A 4,519-nucleotide genomic window follows, 5' to 3' on the forward strand; every position below is an offset into this window, starting at 1 on the left:
AGATTTTTTGAAATAAAATAAAACATATTAAGATCTAAATATAAAAGAAAAGTAAGATAGGATAGGAGTAGAGAATTTTGAAAACATCGATTTCTCAGGAGAATTTAAGCACAGTTTTAGGTATATTAGCCATAATATTTTGGGGGACCACCATCGCCTTTTCCAGAAGCCTAACTGAACAGTTAGGAGTTTTTACTGCTTCATCCTATATATATTTATTAAGTGGTATTTGGGGTTGTATTTATTTGATTAGTAGGTTCAAAGGAATTCAAAAAACTTTCCAGCTTCCCATTTTATATTTGGTCGGTTGTGGAGCTTTATTTATTTTCTATACAGTCTGTCTTTATTTAGCGGTGGGATTAGCTTTTAACCGGGAACAGGTTATTGAGGTAAGTATTATTAACTATCTCTGGCCAGGCATAACTCTAATTCTCTCCATTCCCATTTTACGAAAAAAGGGTAAATTATCTTTAATCCCCGGGGTTATTCTAGCTTTTGCTGGTTTTTATCTGGCTACAGTTCAGAGTGGGATGTTTTCCTGGGAAGGATTTAAAGATAATTTTCAAGTAAATTATTTTCCCTATATCTTAGCTTTTTTGGCTGCTATTTCCTGGGGACTTTATTCTAATTTATCTCGCTGTTGGGCTGGCCACACTGAAGGTGGGGCTGTTCCTATCTTTCTTTTAGTTACGGGGATAATTCTAACTATTTTGAGATTTGTTTTTCCTGAAGAGTCACATTGGACTCCTCGTATAGTGATAGAGCTTTTATATATGTCTATTTTCCCTACTTTTTTAGCTTATACTTTCTGGGATAAGGCTATGCGGAAAGGTAAAATTATTCTGGTTGCCTCTCTTTCTTATTTTACCCCCTTGCTTTCTATAATTATAAGTTCTTTATATCTTCAGGTGGTAGTTAAGACCAATCTCTGGATTGCTTGTGCTTTAGTTATTGTTGGAGCCATTATATGCAAATTTTCTGTTTTTAACAGAGCCAAAGAACAACCGATCTTAAAATAAAGTTAACAGTTTGTTTATTAAAATTAAAAGTTAGTCAAGATAGTTTCTCTTAATATTAATATAGAATAAAAATTGGTAATATTATATAATGAACAAAATAAACTTTTTAAAATATATTAATTAGATATAAATAAAATGTAGAAAAAAAGAATTTAGGTCTAGACATGAAGTTAAAAATATCAGAAAATTTTAAAAAATTAATAGTCAATACTGGTCGCAAATTATATAAACAAAATTTGACTATTGGAACTTGGGGAAATATTAGTGTTCTGGATCCAGATACAGATCTGGTCTATATTAAACCAAGCGGAATAAATTATAATGAAATCGACCTCAAAGATATCATGGTTATTGATAAGAAAGGCAAAATAGTTGAAGGGTTTAGAAAGCCATCTATTGAGATGCCTATGCATCTTTCTATCTATAATGCCAGGAAGGATGTAAAGGCAATAATTCACTACCATCCCATTTATTCGAGCGTGTTAGCAGTAACTGGCTTCAGTCTTCCTGGAATTTGTGAGGATTTTGTACAGATAGTGGGAGAAAAGGTTTTATGCGCCAAATATGCCCTACCCGGTTCAGAAGAATTAGCCAAAAATGCAGTAGTAAGCTTGGGAAATAGAAATGCAGTTTTTCTTTTAAATCACGGAACTCTTTGTGTGGGTAGAGATATAAAAGAGGCAATGAAAGTTTGTTATGTAGTAGAGAAAACAGCCCATATTTATATTTTAAGTAAAAACCTAGGAAAGTGTAGGGTAATTCCCGAAGAAGATATTAAGGTAATGCAAGATTTCGCCAAGAATAGCTATGGTAAACAAACAGAAAAATAAAGAGGAAAAAGAATATTTATTTTAAGAGGATATAAATAAAAAGTATTGCTTTTAAAGTAGGGGTCGGATTTATCCGACCCGTTTTCATTTAACTAACCATTTAGCCAGATAACTATATAACTAATTTAGGGGACCATCAATTTTAGTCTTTTCGGGAGAAGAGTTATAGTATATTTTTTCTGACCCTCAATAACTTCTCCGCTTATCTGAGCCAGGATAGGTTCTGAAGATTGAACTACTATTTCCTTAGCTCTATAAAAACTGATTCCTTTTATGCTTTTATGAGTGCCTTTAAAGACTTTAGGGATACTCATAAGATACTTTAATCTTCCCATTTCTTCTACCAGGCATACTTCTAACCAACCATCATCTAATATAGCTTCCGGAGTAATTTTAAATCTTCCTCCATAAATCTTTCCATTACCGATAGCTACAAATAGAATCTTAGACTTGATTTCTTGCTGATCAATTTTTATCTTTACCTCATGACAGTGGAAAGGGGAAAGAAGTTTCTTTATAGTAGCAAAGACATAAATAAAAGCAGAAAGTACACGCCAATTAGGATGTCTATTTTTCATCTGATTGGCAAGTTGGGCTACTTCTGCATCAAATCCTATTCCAAAGAGGTTGGCAAAATAGATCTGGTTATTTATTATCCCTAAATCTATTTTTTTGGTCTTCCCTTGAATTAAAATTTTACAAGCTTCAATTAGATCAGAGGGGATGTCTATACTTTTAATAAAGTCGTTTGCCCACCCCAGAGGGATTATTCCTAAAGTAGGGGTATTTTTTGATTGCATAATTCCATTGACTATTTCATTAGCGGTTCCATCCCCGCCCACTGATACAATAAGGTCTACTCCCTGATCAGCAGCACTTTGGGCCATTTCTGTTGCTTCCCCATGTCGGGAAGTATAACAAACTTCAAAGTTTAAGCCATTTTCCTTTAGATACTGTAGAACTTTTTTTAGATGCTGGCGTGGTTTACCACCACCGGCAGTTAAATTAACAATGAGTTGCGCTTTCAATTTTATTTCCCCTTTTTTGAAATATTATTTAATAAAATTCTATAGCTTTCTGGCTGTCTGTTCAATATAGTATTGGTGTGAGGGATAATATTTTTATTACGAGAAAGTTGAAGAAAGAGGGGGGATAAGCTAGCTTGCTCAGTTTTACCCAGACAAGAAGTTAATATTTGCCCGGAAGGAGAAGTGATCAGACTATGACCGCTGCCTAGAAGGTAAATAGAATTAGAACAGGCCACAAAGATTTTATTTTCGGCACTCCTGGTGCGGCAGATATTTATCTGCTTATCATTGATGAATTTGCTGGGCCAGATAACCATATCTGCCCCTTTAAGGGTTAGAATTCTGGATATTTCAGGGAATAAGCCCTCATAACCTATCATTATTCCGATGTAACCATAAGGAGTTTGAAAAACGGGAAGTTCTAAATCACCAGGAGTAAACAGATTATTTTCTTCTCTTTCTAAATGAGTCTTTCTATATTTTCCCAGGATTTTACCTGACTTGATAAGAAAAGTAGTTTTATAATAAGATTGCACTACTTTTTCAGCTATAGTAATCGCACAGATTACTTTACTGTTTTTAGTAATTTGTCTAACTTTATGGATAATTTCTTCTCCTTTTTCAGGAAAGATGAATTCATTTTCCGGAAAGATGATAATATTTGCTTCTTGTTCTAATAAATTGTTGATGAAAAATTCAATCTTTTGGAGATATTTTTCTAAATTATTTTCGATTTGTAGCTGCACTACTCCAGTTAGTGGGGTTGAAGTTTGAGAGTTAAACTTTTCTTTCATAATAGAATAAATAGGTAAAACATTAGTAGGTTGAACTAATTCAGAATAAAGTTCTGGCTTTCTATCCTTAATCAGATTAATTTGGTTATCAACTGATTTATCTATAGATTTTTCGAGTGGAATTTTGTAAAACAGTATCTCTTCTTGACAGGAAGAAGCTATTTTAGCTACTTTACCATCAGGCGTAAAGATACCACTTTTCCCACAATATAGTATGGTCTTTGCCTCCATCCCCACTTTGTTGGCGGCAATTATCCACACTCGGTTTTCCAGAGCTCGAGTAGGGATCATATATTCTACTTGAGGATTGGTAAGAGATTTTTTATCAAATCCTGAAGTGACCCAATTGGTAAGATCAATTAAGATATCGGCTCCTTTCAGACTCAAACAACGAACTATCTCTGGAAGCCTTCCATCAGCACAGATGAATATCCCTACTTTCCCAAATTCTGTTTCAAATACAGGATATTGGTCATCAGTTGAGAACCAATGAGAATCAAAATGCCAGAGGTAAGATTTTCGGAAGCTCCCTATTGGTTCACCGTTTGGGTCTATAAGTAAGGCAGAATTGTAAAGAGTCTTTTTGTTTAGATCATTTTCTGCAATTCCTAATACTATATAACATTTATATTTTTTCGCTCTTTCCTTGATTTCAGCAATAAGGTCTAAAGTGGACTGATAAAATTCTTCAGGATGTTTAACCAGGAGAGGGGAGAGGTAATAAGCGGGATAAGCACATTCTGGTAAAACCATTAAGTGAGGTTGCAGTTTAGCTGCTTTATCCACCATCTTTAAGATATTTTCTTTATTTTTATCTCTGTCTTTATACTCTCTTGCTCTTATCTGAA

General features: G+C 33.9%; 4 protein-coding genes. 2 read left to right on the top strand and 2 right to left on the bottom strand.

What is annotated here, in order from left to right; genetic code table 11:
* The first annotated feature begins 77 nt into the window (after window positions 1–77).
* Together yddG and COZ07_RS02045 are read left to right on the top strand one after the other, a co-directional pair.
* Window positions 78–1,019, top strand: a complete 942-nt coding sequence (yddG, locus tag COZ07_RS02040) for an aromatic amino acid DMT transporter YddG (RefSeq protein WP_406606932.1) — start codon at window positions 78–80, stop codon at window positions 1,017–1,019.
* 164 nt (window positions 1,020–1,183) lie between these two features.
* Complete coding sequence (locus tag COZ07_RS02045) at window positions 1,184–1,849, top strand: class II aldolase/adducin family protein (RefSeq protein WP_406606933.1); 666 nt, start codon at window positions 1,184–1,186, stop codon at window positions 1,847–1,849.
* 125 nt (window positions 1,850–1,974) lie between these two features.
* Here COZ07_RS02045 and COZ07_RS02050 read toward each other — a convergent pair whose 3' ends face one another.
* Both COZ07_RS02050 and COZ07_RS02055 read right to left on the bottom strand, forming a co-directional pair.
* Entirely contained in the window at window positions 1,975–2,877 is a 903-nt protein-coding gene (locus COZ07_RS02050; protein ID WP_406606934.1) for a diacylglycerol kinase family protein, read from the bottom strand.
* Between the two features lie 2 nt (window positions 2,878–2,879).
* On the bottom strand, window positions 2,880–4,519 hold a 1,640-nt coding region (locus COZ07_RS02055; protein ID WP_406606935.1), incomplete at its 5' end, for a carbon-nitrogen hydrolase family protein.

Source organism: Candidatus Infernicultor aquiphilus (genome assembly GCF_002784285.1).
GTDB lineage: Bacteria > Atribacterota > Phoenicimicrobiia > Phoenicimicrobiales > Phoenicimicrobiaceae > Infernicultor > Infernicultor aquiphilus.